The sequence below is a fragment of the Nocardia salmonicida NBRC 13393 genome, from assembly GCF_001613085.1.
GTDB lineage: Bacteria > Actinomycetota > Actinomycetes > Mycobacteriales > Mycobacteriaceae > Nocardia > Nocardia salmonicida.
Window position 1 is genome coordinate 16,849 of record NZ_BDBR01000069.1, and the last position, 24,547, is coordinate 41,395.

The 24,547-nt window shown below is 63.9% G+C and carries 19 protein-coding genes and 4 pseudogenes; 14 read left to right on the top strand and 9 right to left on the bottom strand.

The genetic code is table 11. The features are described from left to right. Positions 1-131 precede the first annotated feature (131 nt). The 3 genes from NS1_RS37330 to NS1_RS37335 form a co-directional block, all read right to left on the bottom strand. Positions 132-968: a lytic transglycosylase domain-containing protein gene (locus NS1_RS37330; RefSeq protein WP_307620595.1), complete on the bottom strand. Its 837-nt coding sequence runs from the start codon at positions 966-968 to the stop codon at positions 132-134. A gap of 638 nt (positions 969-1,606) precedes the next feature. Then, entirely contained in the window at positions 1,607-1,735 is a 129-nt protein-coding gene (locus NS1_RS42090; RefSeq protein ID WP_255284834.1) for a hypothetical protein, read from the bottom strand. A gap of 39 nt (positions 1,736-1,774) precedes the next feature. Then, a complete protein-coding gene (locus NS1_RS37335; protein WP_062992294.1) occupies positions 1,775-2,065 on the bottom strand; it encodes a substrate-binding domain-containing protein in 291 nt (96 codons plus the stop codon). 311 nt (positions 2,066-2,376) lie between these two features. On the opposite strand from NS1_RS37335, the gene NS1_RS37340 reads away from it, so the two are divergent. The 5 genes and pseudogenes from NS1_RS37340 to NS1_RS42095 all read left to right on the top strand — a co-directional run bounded on the left by NS1_RS37340 (position 2,377) and on the right by NS1_RS42095 (position 8,347). Continuing rightward, positions 2,377-3,048, top strand: a complete 672-nt coding sequence (locus NS1_RS37340; RefSeq protein ID WP_062992296.1) for a TetR/AcrR family transcriptional regulator — start codon at positions 2,377-2,379, stop codon at positions 3,046-3,048. A gap of 6 nt (positions 3,049-3,054) precedes the next feature. After that, positions 3,055-4,056, top strand: a complete 1,002-nt coding sequence (locus NS1_RS37345; RefSeq protein ID WP_062992298.1) for an SDR family NAD(P)-dependent oxidoreductase — start codon at positions 3,055-3,057, stop codon at positions 4,054-4,056. Further along, on the top strand, positions 4,046-5,698 hold the full coding sequence (locus NS1_RS37350) for an AMP-binding protein (RefSeq protein WP_062992300.1): 1,653 nt from the start codon (positions 4,046-4,048) through the stop codon (positions 5,696-5,698). Before NS1_RS37345 ends, NS1_RS37350 begins: the two co-directional genes overlap by 11 nt. Before the next feature lie 29 nt (positions 5,699-5,727). Continuing rightward, positions 5,728-7,181 (top strand): annotated as a pseudogene (locus NS1_RS37355) (flavin-containing monooxygenase); the annotation flags it as partial. 39 nt (positions 7,182-7,220) lie between these two features. After that, positions 7,221-8,347: pseudogene (locus NS1_RS42095) on the top strand (lipase family protein). Positions 8,348-8,595: 248 nt separating this feature from the next. Here NS1_RS42095 and NS1_RS37365 read toward each other — a convergent pair. Then, the gene (locus NS1_RS37365; RefSeq protein WP_062992304.1) at positions 8,596-9,681 is read right to left on the bottom strand and encodes a hypothetical protein; all 1,086 of its coding nucleotides are present in this window, start codon (positions 9,679-9,681) and stop codon (positions 8,596-8,598) included. Positions 9,682-10,454: 773 nt separating this feature from the next. Between NS1_RS37365 and thrS the strand changes: the two genes are divergently transcribed. Next, positions 10,455-11,693, top strand: coding sequence for a threonine--tRNA ligase (thrS, locus tag NS1_RS37375; protein WP_062992308.1), 1,239 nt, complete (start codon positions 10,455-10,457; stop codon positions 11,691-11,693). A 267-nt stretch (positions 11,694-11,960) separates the two neighbouring features. Here the strand turns inward: thrS and NS1_RS39695 are convergent. Then, positions 11,961-12,371 (bottom strand): annotated as a pseudogene (locus tag NS1_RS39695) (cysteine hydrolase family protein); the annotation flags it as partial. Positions 12,372-12,503: 132 nt separating this feature from the next. On the opposite strand from NS1_RS39695, the gene NS1_RS37385 reads away from it, so the two are divergent. The 3 genes from NS1_RS37385 to NS1_RS37395 all read left to right on the top strand — a co-directional run bounded on the left by NS1_RS37385 (position 12,504) and on the right by NS1_RS37395 (position 14,164). After that, positions 12,504-13,328 (top strand): class I SAM-dependent methyltransferase, encoded by an 825-nt coding sequence (locus tag NS1_RS37385; protein ID WP_218020014.1) that lies wholly within the window; start codon positions 12,504-12,506, stop codon positions 13,326-13,328. 114 nt (positions 13,329-13,442) lie between these two features. Further along, positions 13,443-13,814, top strand: a complete 372-nt coding sequence (locus tag NS1_RS37390; RefSeq protein WP_062992314.1) for a nuclear transport factor 2 family protein — start codon at positions 13,443-13,445, stop codon at positions 13,812-13,814. A gap of 5 nt (positions 13,815-13,819) precedes the next feature. Beyond that, positions 13,820-14,164 (top strand): (d)CMP kinase, encoded by a 345-nt coding sequence (locus tag NS1_RS37395; RefSeq protein ID WP_062992316.1) that lies wholly within the window; start codon positions 13,820-13,822, stop codon positions 14,162-14,164. A 144-nt stretch (positions 14,165-14,308) separates the two neighbouring features. Here the strand turns inward: NS1_RS37395 and NS1_RS42100 are convergent. The 3 genes and pseudogenes from NS1_RS42100 to NS1_RS37405 all read right to left on the bottom strand — a co-directional run. After that, positions 14,309-14,560, bottom strand: a pseudogene (locus NS1_RS42100) (cysteine--tRNA ligase); the annotation flags it as partial. 187 nt (positions 14,561-14,747) lie between these two features. Further along, complete coding sequence (locus tag NS1_RS37400) at positions 14,748-15,179, bottom strand: hypothetical protein (RefSeq protein WP_062992318.1); 432 nt, start codon at positions 15,177-15,179, stop codon at positions 14,748-14,750. A gap of 160 nt (positions 15,180-15,339) precedes the next feature. Further along, positions 15,340-16,164 carry an SAM-dependent methyltransferase gene (locus NS1_RS37405; protein ID WP_062992320.1) on the bottom strand — a complete coding sequence of 275 codons (825 nt, stop codon included), beginning with the start codon at positions 16,162-16,164 and terminating at the stop codon, positions 15,340-15,342. A 224-nt stretch (positions 16,165-16,388) separates the two neighbouring features. Here NS1_RS37405 and NS1_RS37410 point away from each other — a divergent pair, with 224 nt between their 5' ends. The 3 genes from NS1_RS37410 to NS1_RS37420 all read left to right on the top strand — a co-directional run bounded on the left by NS1_RS37410 (position 16,389) and on the right by NS1_RS37420 (position 19,527). Next, positions 16,389-16,820 (top strand): SRPBCC domain-containing protein, encoded by a 432-nt coding sequence (locus NS1_RS37410; protein WP_062992322.1) that lies wholly within the window; start codon positions 16,389-16,391, stop codon positions 16,818-16,820. A gap of 390 nt (positions 16,821-17,210) precedes the next feature. After that, on the top strand, positions 17,211-18,401 hold the full coding sequence (locus NS1_RS37415; protein ID WP_062992324.1) for an esterase/lipase family protein: 1,191 nt from the start codon (positions 17,211-17,213) through the stop codon (positions 18,399-18,401). 7 nt (positions 18,402-18,408) lie between these two features. Beyond that, complete coding sequence (locus NS1_RS37420) at positions 18,409-19,527, top strand: helix-turn-helix domain-containing protein (RefSeq protein WP_062992326.1); 1,119 nt, start codon at positions 18,409-18,411, stop codon at positions 19,525-19,527. Between the two features lie 185 nt (positions 19,528-19,712). On the opposite strand, the gene NS1_RS37425 is transcribed toward NS1_RS37420, so the two are convergent. Next, positions 19,713-20,951, bottom strand: a complete 1,239-nt coding sequence (locus tag NS1_RS37425) for a PucR family transcriptional regulator (RefSeq protein WP_062992328.1) — start codon at positions 20,949-20,951, stop codon at positions 19,713-19,715. Positions 20,952-21,564: 613 nt separating this feature from the next. Between NS1_RS37425 and NS1_RS37430 the strand changes: the two genes are divergently transcribed. Then, entirely contained in the window at positions 21,565-23,391 is a 1,827-nt protein-coding gene (locus NS1_RS37430; RefSeq protein WP_062992330.1) for an acyl-CoA dehydrogenase, read from the top strand. A gap of 99 nt (positions 23,392-23,490) precedes the next feature. Further along, a complete protein-coding gene (locus NS1_RS37435; RefSeq protein WP_169812886.1) occupies positions 23,491-24,174 on the top strand; it encodes a TetR/AcrR family transcriptional regulator in 684 nt (227 codons plus the stop codon). Positions 24,175-24,547 lie beyond the last annotated feature (373 nt).

Sequence of the window (24,547 nt, forward strand, 5' to 3'; positions counted from 1 at the left end):
GGTAATCCCCGCTGATTACATCAGAATCCTCACTAACTTATATGCACGTCGAAGGGTCGCGGCACCATTGCCCGTCCACCCCCGAAACTGAGCGGGTCACGTTTCATCGAGCGTTCGCCACTGGCCCTGCCTCAGCTCCTCGGAATGGGAACCACGATGCCGAACGGCAATGTGATCGCCGGCGGCGGAGTGGGTGCAGTCGACTCGATCGGAGCATCTGGGACAGGCACGGCACTCGGATCAGGGGCCGCTTCTTGGCCAGGTCCCGGTTCCTGCACCACCGGCGGGCAGAAGATGCCGCACGGGATCGGCGGCAAGCCCGGGATGGTGATCATTCCCGGGGCGGGTTGTTGCGTGTCGGGGACCTCCGCGGGTGCTTCGGCCGCCATCTCGAGGGTCTCCGAGGGTACTTCGGCCGGGGCAGTCGGGGTGTTGTTGTTCGCCGCGACGACATCCTCGTTGCCCGGGCCAGGCGTCGGCATCGAGGGAACCGATTCCACGATGTGCGCTTGACTCGCGGTGCCGCCGGTGCGATAAGCCGTGGACCAGCTGAGCACATCGGCCGCATAGGACCGCGAGTTGTTGTAGCGCAGCACCGCCCGTAGCTCCTGTGCTGGATCGCGCAGGTCGAGGCCGCCGGAGCATAGATATTTTGCCGCTGCCGAGGTCGCATCGAAGACGTTGTGCGGATCCGAAACGCCGTCACCATTTCCGTCCGCGGCGTACCGGCTCCAGGTGCCGGGCAGGAACTGCATCGGCCCCAGCGCGCGGACCGCACTGCCGTCGCCGGCAACGATGACCTCGTTGCCAGGCAGCGTGCCATCCAACGCCGGGCCGAAGATCGGGGTCGTCGTTGTCCCCGCAGCGTCGGTGCGACCGGCGCTTGCGTGCGCGGATTCGATCCGGCCGATAGCTGCGAGCAGGTTCCAGGTGACCCCACAGCTGGGCTGTGTCGATTCGAGTGTCAACTCCGCATTGCGATAGGCAGCGAGAACTATCTCCGGGATCCCTAACGCACCACGGCCGATCGGCAATGGGACGCTCCGCACTGAAACTGCCTCGGTGACAATCGGATCCACGTCAGCAGAGGACTTCACCTCTCGCCAGCCGCGGGAGGGCTCGGGCACCACAGGAAGCAGACCCACCATTCGAGACAGTGCCGTGTCCCCGTCGCCCTCGACACCCCCGCTACCTTCGTTTCCGGCAGCGGAGGTGGCGAGCAGGGCTTCCGCCGGGTCGACCGACGTGTCGGAGTTCGGGACATGAACGCTGGACCCCGAGCAGACCACCCCGGCCACGATTAGAGCCGACAGAGTTACGGGAGCACTGAATCGCATCCGGCCACACCACTTTCTCTACGTTCGGACGGGAGGAACCATCGCGTCGTTGCGCTTCCCCGAAGTGATGCAAACCCGTCGGAACTTCCCGCCTTTGTGAAGAATCACCATTAACTTACACGGTATCCATAGCTGGCGTCAGCGAATGTCCTCGCAATCTCCGCGATCGCGCCGCAGGCCATAGGCAGCCTGCGGCGCGGCGCGGAGGCTTCATCGTGATACCGCGGTGAAACCCGGCCCCGACTCCGCCGATGCAGCGCAGGCATCCGTCAGGAGTGCGCCCGGCCAGGACCGATGGCCTGCGCGCGCAGACCACCGACGCCCAACGCACGCTCGCAGGCCTTACGCCAGCAAGCCTTCTCCGACTCGGGCAGGTTGGCGGCTTCGAGTTCGCGCACCTTGTCCGCGCCGCAGGTGATCGCCCACGGATTGGCCGGTCAACCGATACTGGAGGCGCGCTCGACCAGGTGCGCGCGGTAACAGATGCGCTCCGGCGCACGCTTGCCGCCTTCGGCCGTCGAGATCAGCAGATCGATGGCGGCAGCGCCGATCTCGGCGCGCGACTGGCGGACCGAGGTGAGCGGCACGATGGCGGAGCGGGCGAATTCGATGTCGTCGTGCCCGACCAGCGCCACGTCGTCGGGCACCGAGACCCCATGCAGGGCAAGCGCTTGCAGGACGCCGATTTCCAGCAGGTCGTTGTCCGCTTTGCTGGGCCTAGATGTCATGACTACACAAGGGTGGATTGCCGAGGTCGGGCAACGTGGCACCTACGCGGCGGTGGTGGCACAACGAATCACCACCCGCCCGAATTGAGGTACCGGCCCAGCCCACACAATCCGCTGTGCGACTGAAGATCTACAGGCCTGACGGTGCTCGCGGCGCCATCACTCGATGCGGGTGAGGTAGGCCCGCCGGAGTGCAGGTCAACAAGGTTTGCGAATTCACTATCTGACTTTCGTTCAGAAAGTTCTTGACCGCGTGCGCGAAAGCCGCTTACGCTCAGTTTATTGATTTTCGTTCAGAAACTGGAGGTGCGATGGGCGTCAACCGACGCGGTGAGGCGTCACGAGCGGCGTTGCTGCAGGCGGGTAAGGCCGCGTTCAGCAACGAGCGCTACGAGGAGGTCTCGATCGTGGACTTCGCGCGCTCGGCCGGTGTATCCGCGGGGTCGATCGGCTACCACTTCGGCGGGAAGCGCGGCTTCTACCTGGCGGTTCTCGAGCAAGCGGCCGACGAGTTCTGGGGCGATCTGCTCGCGATGCGTGGACCGGCACTGGATCGGTTGACCCGCGGCATCGATCGGTTGCTCGACGAGGCCGAGCACCAGCCGCGAGCGTTCGAAGCGCTGTTCGCCGATGTCGCCGACGGCGAAGTCCGCGAGATTCGCGATTTGCACCGGGTCCGGTTGATCGATGCGTTGGTTGTGGAGGTGACCGGTTCGGATTCCTCGCCGGTGTTGCGCGCCGCGATCGGTGGGTTCGTGTCGTTCATCGAGGGGCTGGTAGTGGACTGGAGCCGCACCCGCGACATCAGCCGCGACCAGGTCAAAGACCTCGTCGTCGGCAACCTGTTCGGCACCATCTTCGCCGCGCTGCGCACCGACCCGAGCATCGAGCTGACCCAGCGGGCTATCGACGCCGCTCTCTCGGACCCCCAAGCCGTGGCCTTCCTCGGCCCCTTGTCCACCATGTCGAAGACGACGGAGTGATCACTGATGTCTGAAGTTCTGCCTACTGGTCCCTCGCGGATCGTCGAGACACCAGTCGCGCGCGCGATCGCGTGGGTCATCGGCCCCCGCGGGCTGCGCAGCCGAGCCGCGCTGCGCAGGGAGGTAGAGGGCAAGGTAGTCGTGATCACCGGGGCGTCCTTCGGTGTGGGTGAGGCGACGGCGAAGTGGTTCGCCGCCACGGGTGCCCGCGTGGTCATCGCCGCCCGGTCGATGGACCGGCTGCTCGAGGTGGCCGAGGAGATCAACGCCGCCGGTGGCGAGGCTTATCCCTATCGCCTGGATCTGACCGATGAGCAGTCGATCGCCGAGTTCGCCGCAGCGGTGCGCTATGACCTGGGCGAGGTCGACGTCCTGATCCACAACGCGGGCAAGTCGCTGCGGCGCTCGATCCATCTGTCCTACGACCGCCCCAAGGACATCACCGCTACCTCCGGTGCGAACTACCTCGGCCCGATGCGGCTGACGCTTGCCCTGCTGCCCGGCATGCGTGCGCGCGGTAGCGGTCACATCGTGAACGTGTCCACGGTCGGGATCATGTTCCCCAACGCGCCCAAGTGGGGCTTCTACCTGTCGTCGAAACTGGCTTTCGATTGGTGGATGCGAGCGGTCGGTGCAGAGGCCCGCGCCGATGGGGTCACTCTGACCACCTTCTACGGCGGTTTGCTGCACACCCGGATGAGCGCGCCGAGTCGCTGGATGCGGGTGCTTCCCGGCCAAACCCCCGATGACGCGGCGAAGGTGCTGGCCAAGGCCGTGGTGCGCAAGCCGCGCACGATGACCCCGCTCTACGGGTACCCCTCCGCAGTCCTGGCCATTGTGTTCCGGTGGCCCCTGGAACTGGTCACCGAGCGGATCTTCCGCAACCTCGGCGACACACAGGCATCCCTGTCTCGGCTCCAGCAGTCGCCCCCGGCCGCCCAGACGCTGTCGGCGGTGGCCGATTCCGCCGGTGACGATCAAGTACAGGTGAGCACGAATGCCCGCTGATCTGACCCACAGCTTGCGGCAGTGGGGTTCGGCGATACCGGCAGTGTTCGCCTCGGGCATGCTCGCCCCGGTCGGACCCCGCAAAGCCACAGCGCTCGCGCGTAGCTTCTACCGGTACGGTCCCACTCCGGCGATGCTGTTGGCGGCCACCGCGATTCGCCACCCGGACAAGATCGCGATCATCGACGACTCCGGGCAGCTGACCTATCGGCTGTTGCAGCAGCGTACCGAAGCGATCGCCGCGGCGCTGCATGCCGCGAGCACCACCTTGCTGCAGTCGGTGGGCATCATCTGCCGCAACCATCGCGGGTTCGTCGAGGCGATGGCCGCTGGTGCGCAGCTGGGTGCGGAGTTGATCTTCATCAACACCGAACTCCCCGGCGCGCAATTGCAGGCAATTCTGGCTCGGCACGACCCTGACGTGCTGATCTATGACGACGAGTACGCGATCACGGTCGATAAGGTCGGCTACCAGGGGCTGCGGGTGCTCGCGTGGCGTGAACCGCACGCCGACCTTGCTGGGGTGCCGACGCTGGATGATCTGGCTGCTCGTCGTCATCCGGCGCCGCCGCGGGTCCGTCACGCGGTGAAGATGACCCTGCTGACCTCGGGAACCACCGGACTAGCGAAGGGAGTGCCGCGTGCGGTGAAGCCGAGCGCGATCGTGGCACTCACGCTGACCGCGATGGCGATTCTGCGGCTGCGTTCCACCGATCGGGTGCTGGTCGCGCCGCCGATGTTCCACGGCTTCGGGCTGCTGTCGCTGCTCGGTCCGCTGACTCTGGGCGCAACGGCGATCTGCCGACGCCGCTTCGACGCCGCGACCGCGCTCGACGACATCGCCCGCCACCGGGTCACCGTGGTGATGGCGGTACCGGTCATGCTGCAACGGCTGCTCGCCGCGCCAGAACTGGCTGAGAATGCCTCGGCGCGTTCGTCGTTGCGGATCATTGTCACCGGGGCCGCACCGATTTCGCCGACCGCCATCTCGAACCTGATCGAGGCGTTCGGCCCGATCCTGGTCAACGGGTACGGATCGACCGAGGCAGGTCTGGTCACCATCGCCACCCCGGCCGATCTTGTCGCCGCACCCGACACCATCGGCCGCACCGCGCTCGGAGTGTCAGTACGGATCCTGCGCCCCGACCGCTCCGAAGCCGCACCGGGTGAGATCGGTGAGATCTTCGTGCGCAGCGGTCTGGAATACACCGGCTACACCCCCGACCCCGCGGCGAAGATCTTGACCAAGGAGGTCATCGACGGACACGTCTCCACCGGGGACATGGGGCATGTCGATTCTCAGCGGAGATTGTTCATCGACGGCCGTGCCGATGACATGATCGTCTCCGGCGGGGAGAACGTCTTCCCCGGCGAGGTCGAAGACCGCCTCGCCGCGCACCCCGCGATCACCGACGCGGTCGTGATCGGCGTTCCCGATGCCGAGTTCGGGCAGGTACTCAACGCCTTCATCGTCTTGGGACCCGACGCTACCGCGCCGGTCGAGGACGCGCTCAAAGCGCACGTGCGCGACGAGCTCGAACGCTACAAAGTGCCCAAACGGTTCATCGTGCTCGACGAGATCCCCCGCAACGCCAGCGGCAAGATCCTGCGAGCACAACTGCACACCCCGACCGGGTCCTGAACCCGTCTGTGCCCGAAAGGCGAAGACTCATGGCAACGACGCCGATTCGTGAGCCGAAGATCATCATCATCGGCGCCGGTATGGCCGGGATCGCGGCCGCGGTCACCTTCAAGAAAGCCGGGTTCGACGATTTCGTCATCCTCGAAAAGGGATCCGACGTCGGTGGCGTGTGGTTCTGGAACCGCTACCCCGGCTTGACCTGCGACGTGCCGTCGCAGCTCTACCAGTTCGGCTTCGCCCCCAAACCTGATTGGACTCGTGTGTGGGCGACCGGCCGGGAGATTCAGCGCTATCACGCCGAGGTCGTCGAGAAGTTCGGGCTGCGCGAGCACCTGCGCTGCGACAGCGAGGTCACCGACGCGGTGTTCGACGGACGCCGGTGGGTAGTCACCGTGGCCGACGGCACGGAACTGACCGCGGACTTCGTCATCGCCGCGACCGGTGTACTGCACCACCCCTTCACCCCCGACATCCCCGGGCTCGACAGCTTCGCCGGCGACACGGTCCACACTGCGGCCTGGAACGATTCGCTGGTCACCGACGGTAAACGGGTGGCGGTGATCGGGACGGGATCGACCGGTGTGCAGGTCGTTTCGGCGTTGCAGCCCGGTGCTGCGAAGTTGACCCAGTTCACCCGCACTCCGCAGTGGGTGCTGTGGGCGCCGATGGGTATCGGTCAGTCCTCGTTGATCACCAAGGTGTTCGAAACGTCACCGGCGTTGCATGATCGGGTGTACGCGGCGTCGTTATGGGCGTCGGGAATCCTCGCCGATGTCGCGCTGCGCCCGCCATGGCGACGGCGCGGCCTGCAACGATTGGCACGACTGTCACTGCGCGCCCAGGTCCGAGACAAGGACCTACGCGAGACACTGACTCCGGACTATCAGCCACTGTGTAAGCGGCAGGTCATCTCGGGCACTTACTACCGGGCGATCCAGGCCGACAACGCCGAGTTGGTGACCGACAACATCACCAGATCACCCCGACCGGCATCCGCACCGCCGACGGCCGCGAACACCGCGTCGATGTCATCGTTTTCGCGACCGGATTCCACCCGCACAACTACATGCGCCCGATGAACCTGCGCGGCCGCGACGGACTCACCATCGACCAAGCCTGGGCCAAAGGCCCCCGCGCGTACCGGATGTCGGCGATCCCCGGGTTCCCGAACCTGTTCACCGTGCTCGGGCCCAACTCGCCGACCGGGTCGATCTCGCTGCAGTACTCGGCCGAACTGACCGCGCGCTATATCGCCGCCTGGCTCGAGCGGTTCGCCGCGGGAGAGTTCGACACCGTCGAAGTCACCGAGGAAGCGACCACCCGATTCAACGACGCCGTGACCGAAGCGATGGGGCCCACAGTGTGGAACACCGGCTGCAACTCCTGGTACTTCACCGACCAGAACACCATCGATCTGTGGCCATTCGACCGCAAGACGATGACCAGCATGCTCACCGAACCCGACGATCGCGACTTCTATCTGCCGCCGACGCCGCTGCCGACCAGCACGCCGAGGCAGATTCTGCGCAGTGAGAACTTCTCGCTCGCGCTGGCGATTCCCGGACAAGAAGGACAGGTCCCGGCCAACGCCACCCGGATCATGTATCTCAGCGCCGACACTCACGGCGCCCCGGCGGCGGTAACCGGCACCTACCTCGAACCGACCCTGCCGTGGTCGGGCCCTGGACCCCGGCCGTTGATCGCGGTCGCGCCGGGCACCCAGGGCCAAGGCGACCAGTGCGCTCCGTCGAAGGGGTTCGCCGAACTCATCCACTACAGCTTTCCCCTCGATGTCTGGGTCAGCTACGAGATGATCACCGCCTATTCACTGCTCGCGCGTGGAATGGCGGTCGTGATGACCGACTACTACGGGCTGGGCACTCCCGCGGTCCACGACTACGTCAACCGGGCCGCCGAAGCCCACGCGGTCCTCGACTCGATTCGCGCCGCGTAAGACCTGACCGGAAGGACACGGCCCAGCGCAATATTCGGCTACTCCCAGGGCGGTGGCGCCGCCGCGGCGGCCGCCGAGCTGCAAAGCGAATATGCCCCCGAGTTAGACCTGCGAGGCACCTACACCGGAGCCCCGCCCGCAGACCTGCGCTCGGTGATGCTCAGTGCCCCGGCGATCACCAGGATCGCGCCTGGCGTGATCGGGGGCTTCGCGGGCGGGCTGCTGGGCTATGTACTCAACGGGATCGTCGCCGACTATCCCGAGACCGCCCACTCGTCGACGCCGCGACCAACCCCGCGGGCAAACAGATGATGGCCGAACTCGCCAACACCTGCATCGCTGAAGCTGTGATCCGAACCATGCTGCGCCCCGTGACCTACTACACGGCCGGTGGACGCACCCCCGCCGAGATCATCAACAGCTCACCGGAATTGGCCGCGATCATCGACGATCAGCGGATAGGAAACCGCAAACCAGTCGCACCTGTACTCATCGCGGGCGGCACCAACGACGATGTCTCGACCCACCCGCAGGTCCGCCAACTCGCCATAGACTGGTGCGCCCAAGGCGCGAGCGTGCAGCTCGAACCAACAGCCTGGCTGCCCCCACTGTTCCCGAGCACAGCGATCGGCCACCTGCTCGAATTCCTCCCCGTCCCGACATCGAGTTCGCATTCGGCGTGGAGTGCGTGCTAGCCGGTCTCACTGCCGGTCGGGTCGCTGACCGGTCATTACAGGCGCTCCGCGCCCCTAGATCGAGGTCGACCACGCCTTTGCCGCTCGCCATGTCGAGTGGCACCGAGACCTGGTCGTGTGCGATCAGCCAGGTGTCGGCGATCTTCTGCCCGCTACCGATCACAAAGCAATCGCCGCAGGGATCTTCGAACCGCCGAGAATGGATCCGGCGATGAACGATGGGCACGCGTGCCGTACCCGCCATGTCCTCAAGCATGGTCCGAGCCACTGCGTTGTTCGTCGATGCGTTGGCGCTGGCGGGCCCCGTACGCCGCATCCTTGACCGCGGTGTCGTCCTCGAGACCGGACCCGAGCGCCCCACCGACAGTCGCGATCGACGCCAGCAGCCAAGCAAGGGTGAGGTAATCGGAGAAGTTCGCCTCGTGCCCCAGAACGGGCGACAGCAGCTCCGGAGAAAGAGCCAGGCACGCGGTGAACAGCAGCAGGCAGAACAGGGCCACATACAGGACGCCGACGCCGACGACCAGCGTGATCACGGTGGCCGAGTTGTACAGCACTGATCGATCGCGTTCGGCCGCCGACCGCGGTCGCTCCCAGAGTTCGTGGTCGAGGATCAGCCACAGAATCATCGCCACGACCGACAGAACCGTCACCGCGCCCATACGCCATGGGCCCATCGTGTCGGCGAACATCCAGATCGTGTCGGTGGCCAGCGCGATCGCTCCGGTGGCGAACGCAGCGACGAGTACCTTCGAGAGTCCCGTGACCAGTCGCCACGGCCGGTTGGCCCGCACCATCCCCGACAGCAGACGCGATCGCCGCAGTCCCGGGGGTGTGAAGTACCTGATGCCGCTCGTGATCTGCGCAGACGGAAACCGTCGCGCCGCTCCGGCCGGCGTGAGTTCCGGGTCCCCGACCATCTGAGAGATCGCGAGTTCGGTGACAGTGCGAATGCGTCGCTCGATCTGGATCCCGCCCACCCCAGGCACGGAGATGAGCGCAAATCGGTGCTCGGCACTGACATCGGCCACCACCGGAAGCGTGTCCTCACGACGCGGCAGATCGGTGAGGTACACGACGAGGTCCTCGGATTCGGCGGACGGATCGACCGCGTCGATCACCTCGGCGAAATCCGCTCCCTCAGCGAGAAGATAACGCTCGAGGCGCACACACGTCGACCACTGGCGTTCGAGCCTGCCACGGCTTCGCAGACGCCCTGGCAGGCACTCCGCGAGGCGTTCCGCGACAGCAGCAGGCTTGCCCGGATCCGCGATCAACAACACCGAGACCCGCTCTCCAACCGCACCGGCTCTCCAGAACCCGTTTGCGTCCACCGCCTCGCATACCCGCTCGAGCTGGGCACAAACTCCAGGCCACTGGACGGACTCGTGTCCCGGCGGCTCCGTCCCCGCGGTGTCCGCTGCCCACCGTGGCCCCACAGAAGGTGGCATCCATCGACATGCCATCCCCCACCGTGAACCCGCCGAGACCCGACCTCGTCTTCCAGCCGAGCGTCACCGTGCTGCCCATCACTCCCCTCGCCCATCCCCTTACCCGTCGTTGCCGCTCGGGGCCAGTTCGATCCATTAGCGACGGATTCCGTCTCTGTGTATCGAGGTCGCCTCGGTTACCGTTATGACACGCCTGGGTGCGATGTTGTCTTGCCGGTACGTTATGCGAACGCGAGATGCCGGCCTCGGTAGCGAGACGCATTGTGCAGCGCAAGATTTTGGTGGCGATGCCCTGGTTTTCGGGCCTGCGGTGCGCCAGCGATCTTCGGTCGCGGTGCCTGCGATGGAGATCTTTCGAGATCAATCCGTTCTTCTGCTGCCAATTCGGTTGGACCAGCACGGTTTGCGGGTCATGGCATTGTTCGCGGGTGGTGACAGGGTTGGGTTGTCGGCAGACACACTGAATGCGCAGCGACTCGCACATCATGTAGACTGCTGCGCTATGCAGGGACATCTCATTTCTACGACGACGCCGGATACTTCCGGCGCCTTCGTGATGGACTGATTTCCCGCAGACATCTCGAGCCCCGGAACAGTGTTCCGGGGCTTCGTCGTTTCCCCGTCTGTTCCGGTACCAACCACCAGGAGCAGACACTATGGTCGCCGACCACCGAGATCTCAATCTCGACATGGACATCTTCGCTACCGACCCGCTTGCCGGTTCCGGTCTTCCGATGTGGCTGCCTGCGGGGGCCGTTATTCGGGAGGAGCTGCACAAGCTGGCCAAGGAGCTGGCGTCGGCCGATGGCTGCCTCGGCGTGTTCTCACCGGTCCTCGGGAAGCGGGCGCTCTACGAGCGTTCCGGCCATCTGAGCAAGTTCAGCCAGGACATGTTCCCCGCCATGCGGATGGGCGAGGACGAGCTGATGCTGCGGCCGGCGAACTGCCCCCACCACGCGCTGATCTATGCATCGACTCAACGCTCCTATCGTGAACTGCCGCTTCGCTTCAACGAACTCGCCGCCATGTTCCGAGCCGAACGTTCCGGTGTCGTCTCTGGTTTGAGTCGCGTCCGCCAGATCAACCTCGACGACACTCATGTCTTCTGCCGACCCGACCAGGTCCTGCACGAAGCCGAACTCGGGCTGCGGGCAGCGCTGCGTGCGCAACAGATCCTGGGACTTCCCGTCGATTACGTCCGACTGTCGACCAGAGACGACGCCTCCTCGACATGGCTCGGTACCGACGCCCAGTGGGCGCACGCCCAGGACAACCTTCGTACCGCCGGACGGTCCGTCCTCGACGAGCACGGACTGAAACTGGTCGAAGCTCCGGGCGAAGCAGCGTTCTACGGCCCCAAGTTGGATCTGCAGGTTCAGGACGGACGCGGCCGCGAGGAAACCATTGCCACCGTGCAACTCGATTTCAATCAGCCCCAACGATTCGGTCTCACCTATATCGGCGCGGATGGCGGCGAACACCATCCCGTCATGATCCATCGAGGCACCGTCGGTTCGATGGAGCGCGTCACCGCAGCGCTACTCGAACGCTATGCGGGGCGCCTGCCGTTCTGGCTGTCTCCGATCCAGATCGCAGTCCTGCCGGTCGGCGCCGACCAGGACGGTGCAGCGCGCGCACTCGCCGACAAAGCTCGTCACCGAGGACTTCGTAGCCGAGTCGACTATGACGGGTCATTGGGAGCGCGCGTTCGACACGCCCGTACGAAGAGAGACCACATGATCGCGGTCATCGGACCGACCGAATTCGCGCAGAACGCCGTTCAGATCACCGACATCGCCAGCGGTGTCCGCACCCAGCTCACCCAAGAACGTCTTCTCGAGCTGATGGATGATGCCTACGTCAACCGCCGGACAGCACTGGATTGGTCTTTGTGAACAGTCGTGCCTCGACAGTGAACTGGCAATACCTTCGTAGATCGCCGCGCACGTCCCCCCACCCGACATGGCACGGTGATCGCCGAGCCGAAGGGCAGCCGACTCAACTTTCGACGAACGCCGGATCCGACCAGTATTCGGGGTTCGCCCATAGTAGGGCGTCCGAAAGGCGCGATCCCATGGCGCGTTCGGCTTGATCAGTTCCCGCCAGGTGTCGACCTCGACGTAGATGACTCGCATCGAGTTCAACGACGCGAAATGAAGGTCGGGGCCGTCGGTGCTGACCGCGTCCTCGGCGACCGCGACGGAGAAATTGTGTTCGAGCCCGGCCCGAACAGTCGCTTCGACGCAGACATTGGTCTGCAGTCCCGCGACGATCAACCGCTCGACCCGCAGACTCCGCAGCACCGGACCCCATTCGGTCCACGCGAAGAAATTGTGCATGGTCTTGGGTAGCACGACGTCGCCGGCCTTCGGCGCCACCGCATCCATGATCTGAGCGTTCCACGAGTGCACCCCCGGCATTCCGGCCTCGCGTGCGGCCGCGAGCAGCCCAGCACACTCGCCGACGATCTCGGACAACCGCCAGATAGGCGGCCACCCCAGCGAATCGCGCAGATCTTGGCGCGTGCATCCGTTCTGCATGTCGATCATCAGCAACGCGGTGTGGTGTGACATCGTGCCCCTCCCGATCGGGCGCGTCAGCGCCCCGTCGCCGATGTTCGGCAGATCAACGCTACGGCCGAATACTTTGTCGAAGAACAGGATTGACTATTCATGCTGACACTGCTGACATCGACTCGGCCTCCAGTGATCGTGACGGTGCACTGGTCACCCTTCCCGTGTCCGCGACCGGACACCCAGCCAAGGCCAGTAGCAACGACACATCCACCACTTGCTTCGTTCTCTTCGCCTGCCCCGGTCGGTGAGGTGTCAGCGCCGCGAGCGCCTCAATTGGCTATCGTCGGAGCTGGTGCAGCGTGTGGGCCGCAGATCCGAGGAATCTACTGGACCGAAAGCGTTGGTGCGATGGCTGATTCGGAAACCGTGTTCGATGCGAAACTGGCGACCTTTCAACAATGGCAGACGACCCCGTGGGGCAAACTCCGCTACAGCATCGCCGCCGCGAACCTGATGCCTCACCTCCACCAAGGCAGCCGGGTACTCGACGTCGCCGGGGGCAATGGCTTCGACGCCATCGAGCTCGCGAATGACGGGCACCACGTCACCATCGTCGACATCTCCGAACCGGCGCTGGCTGATGCGCGCGCCCTCGCCGAGAAGCAGGGCGTCGGTGACCAAATCAGCACGCGGCTCCTCGGCGTCGATGAGCTGGCCCAGCATTTCGCGAACAGTCAGTTCGATGTGGTGCTCTGCCACAATCTGATCCAGTACGTGCCCGACCCGAAAACGCTGATCGCCGTGCTGGCAGCGTTGGTGGCGCCGAACGGCGTGGTGTCGGTGATCGCACCGAACGCCTACGCCGATCCCCTACGCTCGCAAGAACGACCCGCGGTTCTTCGAACGACTCGAACTGGCGATGGCCACGCGCGCGCCCTACATCTACACCGCACGGTTCTTCCAGCTCATCGCCGCGCCCAGAGCGAGAACCAGGTCCAACTGTTCGCCCACTGATCGGGAAATCGAAGGGTGTTGCTGCGCCACAGAGGCCAACCGAGGTCGGCTCCACTTCCCTCAGCTGATGGAATTGGTTCGACTTCGACTGAGTCAGGGACCAAGATGCGGGGTATGTCGGATCAGCTGACCGAAGCAGTAGATGCCGCGATCATCCGTGAACTGCGACTCCTCGATCCGAGGGTGCGGTCATCACCGGAACTCATCTCCGAGTTGCTCGATCCCGAGTTTTGCGAGATCGGCGCCTCGGGGCGCCGATGGAGCCGATCAGAGATCATCGCGGTGGTCGTCGAGCAGGCCGCGACGTTGGCCGAACCGATCTCGGCGCTCGGTATGCGCGGCGAACTTCTTGCCGACGATGTCGTCCATCTGACCTACATATCCGAATCCGATGGGCGCGGCGCCTTCCGGAGTTCGCTGTGGCGGCGGACGAAACACGGCTGGCGACTGTACTTTCATCAGGGCACCGAGAGCGCGAGACAATGACTCATATGCGCGTTGACGACCTCGTCTCCCTCGTCGAGCGGAGCATGCCACTGCTGGGGTCGACGAGGTTGGTCGCTGTGGACGGCCCCGGCGGCGCTGGGAAGTCCACGCTTGCGGCACAGCTGGCCGCTGCCTGCGCCGCGACGCTGCTCCATACTGATGACTTCGCCTCTTGGGACAATCAATTCGACTGGTGGCCTCGTCGCGAGCAGCAGATCTTGTCGCCGATCGCCCATGGAGGAGTCGGCCGATATCAGCGCTATGACTGGGACACAAAGACTTTGGCGGAATGGCATGGTGTCGCCCCACGTTGCTGGAGTTGTTCGGTCACCAAGACATCAAGCGCATGATGGACCGTGTCGGTGGTGTCCGCGCGCTGGTCCCGATGGGGGTCCAGGGGGTCCAATCCGAGGATGCCGAGCATCGCGCGCACCTGACCTGCAGCGTCCGTTGCTGTGTCTATGTCGTTGCCCGACAGCGCCTTGTTGCCTTCGCCGACCTGCCGCGGCGGCTTTGTCCAGGATCTTTTCGTTGATATCGGTGACGTTGCGGATGAAGCGCATGTCCTGGTCGTGGGCCATCAGCCACCGTCGGAGCACGTCGAACGCGACTCCGCTGCGAACATGGCCGGTGTGCGGCAGATCCTGCACCGTGGCACCACTTACATAGACACTGGCCTGGCCATGAATCAGCGGAGTGAACTCCCGCGAGCTTCGGGTGGCGATATCGAACAGGCGCAGCGTCACGGGCGGCGATGCTACAAGTTGATTTGTCGGTCCAACGGATGTTCTGCGCGGACCGCGTATCAACGATGCTCGTTGTCGCAGTGAGGTTTTCGGGTGACCCACCTTCAATGAATCCGGCTCGGCCACCGCACAATCCAACACCACGCCACGATCTACCAGCACTACTCACCCGAGAGTCGTTGCAGTCCTAACTCAGCGATGCCAGCGCAAGCAGGATGATCGGTCCCAAAAGGATGACTGCGACGGCCAGCAGAAATTCGACACGCTGGAACAGCGGCTTGCCCGGCTGCATGGGGGTGCGCGGTCCGCCAGGAATCGGCGGTGGCAGTTTGGTGAGCGTCGAGCGGGAGCCGAGATTGATCAGCATGGTGACGGGATTGATCACGGCTGACAGGAAGCCCCACCAGCCGATCCACATGCTCTCGACCGTCATTCTGCGATAGGTCGCGAGTCCGCAATCGCGGCAGAACGGGCCGGGGGACTTCAGGAACTGCATGAAGATGACGAAGCCGCGGTGCCCCCGAATGTCGACCTGCGCCGCTGGCGTCGAACCGCAGTAGGCGCAGTAGAAGCCGTTGGCGGTAGACGCGAAATAGCCCGATGCTTGTGGTGCCGACATGGATATTCCCCCGGTGCGATGATGTGGCCGTCCCCGGTCGTGGTCCGACGGCAGTGTGCAGGCTAACGGCTGTGCGAGACCCAGGCAACCCGGTCACACGCGCAGCTGGGTGGGCCCGTCAGGCCAGATTTCGCCGTGGCCGCGGGCCGGACGAACCGCCTCAGCGCTTGTCGGCGATGGCCGCCACGATGAGTTCCTCCCACACCGACAACTCGTGATCAGGTGAAACGATCGGTGCCGAACCATCAGCGAATCCGAGGTCCTGATTCCAACGGGCCGCCGGGATCACGCCGGGTTCCCGCACCGCGAGTTCGCCGAACAAGGCCGTGATCTCGTCGTCGGTGCGCCAGCGACCACGCCCGAACGTCGCCTGCAACTTCGCCTCGGCCTTGATGGTCTCGGCATTGTCACCGGAGCGGAAGTGGGAAATGAACACGCTGCTGCCGACGGGCACCTGGTCGGCCCAGTACGCGACCACCGCCTGCGGGTCCTCGTCGTCGTTGAGGTGGTGCAGGATCGCACTGAAGATCATCGCGATCGGCTTGTCGAAGTCGATGAGCCGCGACACTTCGGGGTCGGCCCGGATGCTGGTGTAATCACGCACGTCGGCGTGGATGACGGTGGTGTTGTCGTTGGTCGCCAGCAGAGCACGCCCGTGCGCGAGCACGATCGGGTCGTTGTCGATGTAGACCACCCGTGCGTCGGGATTGATCCCCTGCGCGATCTGATGCACATTGTCGGCGGTGGGCAGGCCACTGCCGAAATCGAGGAACTGGGTCAGTCCGGCTTCAGCCATGGTGCGCACGGCGCGGATCAGGGCCTGGCGGTTGGTAAACGCGATGGCCACCGATCCGGGCAGATCCACCTTGAAGTGGTCACCGATCGCGCGGTCCACTTCGTAGTTGTCCTTGCCGCCGAGAAGGTAGTCGTAGACCCGGGCGATGCTCGGCTTCGACTGATCGATCACATTCGCGTTGTCGCCCATCGTCATCGACTCCTCATACTGTGCTGGTATCTGCCGCCGTCCATCGTAGGAGAACTGCGGCGTGTCGGCGCGGCTTCAGTGCGCAGAACGTGCGAAATCGTCTCGGGGCGTGGCGGTTTCAGAGCTGTTGATCTGCGAGGCGTTTCGCCGCATGACGCGTTTGTCCAAGACCGCAGGGCACGGCCCTTATACGGTGAAGGCACTCGACTATGGGAGTTGCGATAATGACCGGATACATTGCCACCGCAGAGATCGATATCAGCACCTCCTCGACGCACGTGTGGGCCGTGATGACCGATCCCGAGCAGCTCCGCGAGCTCTGGTTCGGAGCCGAGGTGATAACCGACTGGGAGGTAGGCGGCCCGATCGTCTGGAGGGGCGAGTTCAAGGGGCAGCAATACGAGGACAAGGGTGAGATCCTCGAATTCGAGCCCGGCCGATTGCTGAAGATGACCCACTTCAGCTCGCTCACCGGCCAGCCGGACGTGCCGGAGAATTACCACACGCTCACCTACGAGCTGACCGAGAACGGCGCGACGACTCATCTGCTGCTGAGCCAGGACAACAATGCCGACGCGGACGAGGTGGAACACGCTCGCGGCATGTGGGAGAGCCAAGTCAGCGGTATCAAAAAGGCCGCCGAACAAACCTGCTGACGCGTCCAGGAAGTTTGATGCTGTGACTGCGAACTGTCCCAGATCGTGCGACGCAGTAAGCATCCGATCCGACCGGACTGATTGGCCGACCTCGGTGCTCGGACACGCTGTGTCGATCAGTGCCCGAGCTCCAGCAGCGTCCGCCCCAGGCGGCCTCCGGACTCCGGCGGAGTCGGGGTGGGTATCGGTCGGCATGGTGAAACGCTGCTTTTGGCGCTGCTGACAACATGTGTTGCACGATTTCGTCCCCCAGTGGAGTGACTGAGCAGACCGCCCGGTTCAGACTTTCCTAACCACCGCTATGCAGCGATGCGCATCACATTCTCCAGCGATTGTGGTTCGCCTCACAGCAGCTGCGGGCTCGTGGATGATCAGATGGGACTTGCACATATGTTTGCAACGAAGCAACGAATTCGGCGGACTGCCATAGCCACTGCGATCGTCGCCGGGCTATCGGTCGCCGGACTCGCGCCTATATCGGCGAGTGCGGCGCCTGCCGCCTCGGACCTGCAGGCACTTGCCGATTCGGTTACTGCCGGTTTGACGCCTGCGGCTGACGGCCGACAACCCACAGCGATCGTTGACTCAGGGAGCGGCACGGGGAGTGGAACAGGTAGCGGTTCCGGTGGCTCGTCGGGCAGCGGCACTGCTTGGGGAAAGAGCACTGCGGCTGCCCCGACGGGCGAAGGTCCGGAATTGACTGCTCCTTTGGCCGCGTTCGCCTACGGACTCGCCAATCCTGATGTCGCACCGGTCGGCGCCAACAAGTGGGATTGCAAGCCCAGCGTTGCCCACCCGCGCCCAGTAGTGCTGCTGCACGGCAGCTGGCTCAACGCCTTCGACACCTTCAGCGCCCTGTCACCGCAGTTGTCTCGCGCTGGCTTCTGCGTCTTCGCTCTCAACTTCGGACGCTCCGGGCTCATCGAGGGCGGGGGTCTTGCCGGCGTTCTCCCCGGCCGTTACGGCGTTGGCCCCATCGAGGACTCCTCACGTCAGGTCGCCGACTTCATCGAACGCGTCCGCAGCGCCACCGGCGCGGACCAGGTCGACATCGTCGGCCACTCACAGGGCGGCACAGTCGCGAACCATTATCTGAAATTCGAAGGCGGCGCCGAAAAAGTCGGCAAGCTGGTCACCTTCGGGGCAACCCACCACGGCACAACACTTCTGGGGATCGCCACACTCGGGCGCGCCATCAACAACCTCGGAATCGACATCTTGGGCTTTTACGAACCGATCATCGGGATCTCCAACATTCAACAAGTTGTCGGCTCCCCGTTCTACGCCACGCTCAACGCCCAAGGCGATACGGTTCCCGGCGTCGACTACACAGCAGTCGGGTCTCGCTACGACGAGGTCACCAACCCCTACGACCTGACCTTCCTCAAAGCTGGAGTGGGCGCCACCGTTCGCAATATCACCCTGCAAGAGGGGTGCGAACAGGACCTGTCCGACCACCTCACCATCATGTACTCGCCGCGCGCGGCATCGATCACCCTCAACGCCCTCGATTCTGTCAACCACCCGAAGCTGGACTGCACGTTCAACCCGTGGTTGATCGGTGGAACCGGCAAACTGTGAGACCGCGATGAGTCCCACACAGCTCGAGTCGCCCGCGAGTTCACCGCGGGCGACGCAGCACATCGTCGACGGGGTCCTCAGCGCCATCCCTGCCCGCAGTATCCAAGGCAACGTCTTGCGTGAGGAGATCCGAGCCGTTGTCGTGGAGTACCTCGAACATGCCGATGGTGCGCGCAAGCTCGATTCGCGAGCGGCGCTTCACCCCGCCGCTGCGCGTTGGGCAGCCACCGGGGTACCGATCGAAACCGTCCAACACCTAGTCCACACCGGGTTCCGGCTCCACCTGGACGACCACGCCACGAAGTTGTTGCGCCACAACAACATCAGCTATGTCATGGATGCGATGCACACGGTGAACGCGACGGTCTCCAGGGCATATCTCGAGGTCGCATCCTCGGCCACTCAACGCAGCGGACACCAGGCCGTCGCCCGTGCGCTCCTCAGCGGACGCCACGCCACCAGCGTCGCCCGAGAATGCGGCATTTCACTCACCGACCGGTACACGGTTCTCGCGGTGGCTGCTGATACTTCTGTCCGAGGCGCGGTCTCACCCGGCAGCTTCCTCGAGATGCTGGCCGACCGTGTGGGACAACCGATGTCCGCACTGCACAGCGACCTCGGGGGCACAATCCTGATCCAAGGCTGTCCCGACACCGAGGAAATCGGTGATCTTGTCAGCCGTACAGCACTGGTTGTTGTGGCGATCGAGGTAGATCGAGACCGGATCCCATCCGCGACCGAAGACGGACATGAATTGCTCGACGTTGTACGCCGACTCCATCGACCGCCCGGCCTCTACCATTTCGACGACCTTGCTATCGAGTATCAGCTGACTCGACCCGGTCGCGGTCGCGATCGCCTCGAAACCGCCCTCGACGCGGTGGCAGAAGATCCGGAACTGGTCGCAACCCTCCGTGCGCACATCAATAACGGTTTGAATCGTCGACTCACCGCACGGGAAATGCATATCCATCAAAATACTGTCGACTATCGGCTGAAGCGGATCTACCGTCTCGCCCGCCTCGATTCCCACGATCCGGGGCTCATCTGGAAGTTGAGGGCAGCGCTGACTGTACGCGAATATCTCGGCCTGGAGAATAACAAGGAGGAAGCATCGCCTACCTGAGCAGCCGGCGCAGTGCGACTTGACCTACTGGTCGTCCGAGTGGAATGTGACGGTCGTCGAGCCCTCGAATCTCGACGCACTTCTTTTGGTATAGCTGTCGAAGTCATTTCGCCCTCCTGCACTGCGAGAACCGGCCGACCGCACAGATCACTGGCCGAAGGCACCGGTCTCACAAATATTGCATCCTAGGCCTCGGGTTGATTTTGAGAGGATCCGAGCCGGTGTACGGTGAGCGCCGCTGCCAGCATGCGTGAATCCGTGGGTTCGGCCGGGTCGAGACCGGTGAGTTCGGCGATGCGGCGCAGCCGGTAGGTGAAGGTATTGGGATGGACGTGGATGCGGCGCGAGGCTGTTTTGCGGTCGGCCCCATATCGTAGGTGGGCCTCCAATGCCTCGAGCAGATGAGGGCTCGCCAGTAGCGGAATCACACGCTGCGCCAGCCGTTCTCGCGCAGGACCCGGCCGGGTGAGCTGGTACTCCAGCAACAGATCATCGAGCCGGTAGCAGCCCCCGGGTTGACCGCAGAGACGCGCCAGCTCGGTCAGTTCGCCCGCATCCTTGGCCGCCGCCGGAATCCCGTCGCGGCTTACTCCAGAGAATTCCGCGAGATACACCGTGACTCCGAACTGCTGCGACAGCCGGGCGGCCAGCTCATCGAACCGCTTGGCGTCGATGATGTCGGACTCAGAGCTGTTGCCCACCAACGCAATCCCGCTCGCGCCGTCGAAAGTCGCGGGAGTGATGGCGCCGGTGAGCTCGTAGAGTGCCCGTTGCAGCAATCGAATCCGGCGCCGGGTCACCAGGTTGACCGCGCTGCCGATGCGCGCCGGTTCGCTGACATGGATCGCCAGCACCGTGTACCGGTCAGCGAGGATGGTGTCCGCGCGCACGGCGAGTTCTTCGGCGGGTAGCCCGCGAACCAGCGCCGAGCACAGTTCGCGCCGGGCCTCCCGCTCGGCATGGTAGATCGACTGTTCGACCTCGGCGTAGGTCTCGACGACGGTCATATTGATGCGTCGCAGCAATTCGAGCAGTCGGTTGAACACCTGGACGAACTCATCCATTTGTGTGGGGTCAGCGACCGCCGCGGCTTCGGCGAGCACTGCCTGTGCCGATCGATGGATCGCGCTGATCAGCATCGACAGCGGCAGTCTGTCCTCGGCATGGCGCTCGGCCACCGGCGCCACGAACGCGGTGACCTCGGCACGGGTGAACTCACGGTCGGCGCCGATAGCTTCGAGGACAGCCCTGCCACAGGCATAGATCGTCGGCAAGACCTCGGCGGTGAAGTGACCGTCGGGCAGCTCGGCGGGTGCGGTGGCGTCCAAGCCCTCGGTCAGCATCCGCTCGGCGATCTGTGGCCAACGGCTGAGCAGTCGAGCCGTCAGCGGGGGCGAGGCAGAAACGGGTTGTTGCACGAGCATGGCTCCGATTGTGTCCTCACACAGCACGACAGGGAACAGTCTGGTGAATACAGCGAAGAACTTGGTTGCTAGGACAATCATAGGAGCACTTTCTCAGTTCACGAGTGCAAGTAAGCCCGGGCAGCAGCTGCGATGGATTCGGTTACGGCCCGCCGGGCAGCCTGCGCTCACGCCTGCCGGCCGATCGCTGGCATCGGCGCTCCTATGTCGCCAGATATAGGAGACCGCGCTCAACGCATAGGCGCCGAAGAGGACTAGGCCGCCCGTGCCGGCGACAGCTCAGGTTCGAGCTCGCTCAAACAGCCCGGTCGTGCGGCAACAGATCACACCGCGACGACCTCGTGAGTCTGTTGTGTGAGGTCGGTGAACGAATCGCGCTCCCCGACATCGAGCCACCCTCCTCGCAGTAGGTTAGCTGGAAGTGACTTGTGACCATCAGTCAGTGGATAACCGCACTTCAAAGCCAAAAGATAGCTCACACTCCAATTTATTAACCAATTACTTATGGTTGCAAGGACCGCACGGCTGAGACATCATGACTGCGCAGGCGCACATCGCGCCCATTCATTGCCTGGCCCGGTCGAGGCGGGCACAGTCGAGAGGTGAGGGTCCGATGGGCCATTACAAGAGCAACGTCCGTGACCTGGAGTTCAACCTGTTCGAGGTTTTCGACCTCGGTGCCCTCTTCGACGCGGACGCCTTCGGAGATCTCGACGAAAACATCGTGCGGACCATGCTCGGCGAGGCAGCGCGCCTAGCCGAAGGCCCCGTTGCCGAGCCCTACGCTGAAACCGACCGTAACCCTCCGGTATTCACACTCGCGACCCACTCCGTTCGGCTTCCGGAACCATTCAAGGCTGCAGTCAGAGCATGGCAAGACGGCGAATGGTGGCGAGTAGCCAAGAGCGAGGTGGTCGGGGGTGTACACGCACCATCCATGGTGGGATGGGCCATCAACGAACTGGTGCTCGGCGCACAACCGGCGGCTTACATGTACCTGACCGGTCCCTTGATCGCCGACGTGCTCGGCGGCATCGGAACCGAACAGCAGAGACGTTGGGCCGCACAGGCTGTCGAGCGCAACTGGGGCGCGACGATGGTGCTGACTGAGCCCGACGCCGGTTCCGATGTCGGTGCCGGCCGGACCAAGGCCATCGCACAGCAGGACGGCTCCTGGCACATCGAGGGAGTGAAGCGCTTCATCACCTCCGCCGATTCCGACGACCTGTTCGAAAACATCATCCATCTCGTTTTGGCCCGCCCCGAGGGCGCCGCACCGGGAACCAAGGGCTTGAGCTTGTTCGTCGTCCCCAAGTTCCGTTTCGACCCCCAGACCTGCGAGCTCGGAGACCGTAACGGTGCCTTTGTCACCAACGTCGAACACAAGATGGGCTTGAAAGCTTCGGCAACCTGCGAGCTGACGTTCGGCGGACACGGCACTGCCGCGGTCGGCTATCTCGTCGGGGAGACTCACAACGGCATTACCCAAATGTTCAAAATCATCGAGGAAGCCCGGATGATGGTCGGAACAAAGGCTATCGCCACGTTGTCCACCGGCTACCTGAACGCGCTGGAATACGCGAAGTCCCGGGTCCAGGGACCAGACCTCATCCGAGCCTCCGACAAGTCGGCACCGAAGGTGCCCATCATCCACCATGCCGACGTACGCCGGTCCCTGATGATGCAGAAGGCCTACACCGAAGGCCTGCGTTCGATCTACCTCTACACCGCCGGCCATCAGGATCCCACTGTCGCCGAACACATCTCCGGCGCCGGCGCCGACCTTGCCGCGCGGGTCAACGATCTGCTACTGCCCATAGTCAAAGGGGTCGGCTCCGAACGTGCCTATCAGTACCTCACCGAGTCCCTACAGACTTTCGGCGGTTCCGGCTTCCTTCAGGACTATCCGATCGAGCAGTACATCCGCGACGCCAAGATCGACTCCCTTTACGAGGGAACCACCGCGATCCAAGCCCAGGACTTCTTCTTCCGCAAGATCGCTAGAGACCGCGGAGTCGCCCTGACTCATGTGCTCGGCCAGGTGCGGGCCACCGTCGAGTCCGACGCCGACGGTGGACGACTCAAGACCGAGAAGATATTGCTCGCCCATGCTCTCGAAGACGTGCAGGAGATCACCGGCACACTCACCGCACACTTACTGGCCGCTGCCGAGCATCCGGCCGAACTCTACAAAATCGGTCTCAACGGCGTGCGGTTCCTGCTGACCGTCGGGGACTTGCTCGTGGCTTGGCGCCTCATCGTCGCCGCTGAAATTGCCCTGGCTGCCACGGAATCCGTCGAAGACATCGCGTTCTACCATGGCAAAATCGCGGTGGCTTCGTTCTTCGCCAACACCGTTCTCCCTCATGTCACTGCCGAACGGGCTGTCCTCGCCGGAACCGATCTGTCCGTTATGGAATTGGACGAAGCCGGATTCTGACCTCAGCAACCCGCCGGTCACCGTGCGATTGCTCGATTGCTCACACGCAGTAAGGCGCGGAGGCGTACGCAACGAACCCAACCTCCTTCAGGAATGAATTTGGCTACCACCACGACATCGCGAACAACCGCAGGGTCATCTGCGACAGGCCGGCAGATCCGCCGCAATCAGCTCATCGACGCCGCCCGGACGGCCTTCTCCACCCACGGCTACCACGGCGCCACCATGACCACCGTCGGAGCATTCGCGAAAGTCACCAAACCCGTTCTTTACCAACATTTTTCAAACAAACTCGACCTCTACCTCGCAGTGGTTCAGCAGTCGCTCGACGATCTGACGACTACCCTGAGCGAGGTCCTCGCGACGACCAAGACCGAACTCGACAGCATCCACGCCACGGTGTCCGTACTCTTCGACCTGGCCGACCGAAACAACATCGCGGTCCATGATCTTCTCTTGGCTTCCGTCCCGGATGAGCCGTCCGTTGAATGGCATATCCGGTCAGCCATGACCGAATGCACCACCACCATCGCGACACGGATACGTCTGCACAACCGCGAAGCAGCCGACGCACGTTTGCTCGCTTGGGCGCTTCTCGGCGCGAGCCTCACCGCCGCACGTCACTGGCGACAAGCCGGGCGGCCGATCCCTAAACATCAAGCCGTGGAAACGATGACCGAATGGTATTGGTCCGGGTTGCGCAGCCAGACGGGCCGAGGCAAGGAGCGTGCCTCACCGGGCACGCTAGCCCTAGATCTGCAGTCTCCTCGTCGACAACATTGACAACGCTCGCCGACCGACCGGACCTGCGATGCCTGCCAAACATCCTCGCGCGGCGTGCTGGCGTCCTGGTCGAGCGGTCGAAATCACCGGGCCGACAGGTGGGCAGGCGCCGAAGCAGATTCGCCGCCGACGATGCCGCATGTCGGCGAGTTCTTCGTCGCTGCATGCTCCGGGGATGCGGCGAGCTCTGAAGACTACTGGCCGCCGGCGTGGTGTCGTGGATCGACGCCGGTGGCGCGACCACCGGTTTGCACCGGCGGACCCACATCGTCAGATCGGATAGGAATCCGCGATGACCAGGCGTTTTCCGGTTACCCATGTTTTGTGTGTCCTGCCGAGGGCACGAACCTGCGACGCGCGTCTGGATACACCT